General features: G+C 67.1%; 2 protein-coding genes. Both read right to left on the reverse strand.

What is annotated here, in order from left to right:
- Positions 1 to 553: DUF4124 domain-containing protein (locus CFY91_RS15505; RefSeq protein WP_106408260.1), on the reverse strand; the 553-nt coding region annotated here is incomplete at its 3' end.
- A gap of 169 nt (positions 554 to 722) precedes the next feature.
- Positions 723 to 791, reverse strand: a 69-nt coding sequence (locus tag CFY91_RS16500) for a hypothetical protein (protein ID WP_423812486.1), incomplete at its 5' end; no start/stop codon positions are given.

Below are 791 nucleotides of genomic sequence, written 5' to 3' on the forward strand. Positions count from 1 at the left end.
GGGTCGGTTTGGGCTGCGGGGGTGGGGGGCGCAGCGCCGGGCTGCCGGTGTTGACGCGCTGCACGGTGAAGGTATGGCTTTCGCTCTGCTGAATGACTTGTTCGCCGGCCAGCACCTGCACGGCCAGTTGATGTTCGCCGCGGTCGGCGTTGACTACCTGCAGCTGGCTGCCGCGCGTGGCCGGGCCGTGCGGTTGGCCGTCCAGTACGAGGCGCAGGCGGTGGTTGGCGCGCAGTGCCGGGCGCAGTTCGACGTTCACGCTGAACGTGCCGTTGTTGGCGCGCAGGGCGCCATCGTCAGCGGGCAGGCCGAGCAGGCGCAATGTGCTGTAGGCCTGGCCGGTAGCCGCAGGCTCGCCACCCGTGGCTTCCAGCTTGGGCATGGGGGGTGGCTGCACGGTGTTGACCGCCGGCAGGGTGACCTGCTCGCTGGCCACGCCCTGCGGTGCCTGGTCGCTGAATACCGTGTTGCCTTGAGCATCGGTGTACTTGTAGATCTGGGCCGTGGCGGGCAGCGCCAGGCTGCACAGCAGGCATATGAGCGACAGGCGCATTGGGGGTCTCCTCCTCGTCAGCCTGTTAAGCCTTGCACCACGCCGGCCAGCTGGCAAGCGGCAAAGGGCCAGGCAGCGATAGCCATCATGCTTTGTCCGAGCCGGTGTTGTGCGCAGGCATAAAAAAGCCCCGCGCGGTTTCCCGGGCGGGGCTATGCCGGTCAGGGCATCAGACGCTGTAGTACAGGTCGTATTCCAGCGGGTGTACGAAGGTGCGTACCTTGATTTCCTCGGCGGC

It is taken from the genome of Pseudomonas fluvialis (assembly GCF_002234375.1).
In the GTDB taxonomy this organism is placed as follows: domain Bacteria; phylum Pseudomonadota; class Gammaproteobacteria; order Pseudomonadales; family Pseudomonadaceae; genus Aquipseudomonas; species Aquipseudomonas fluvialis.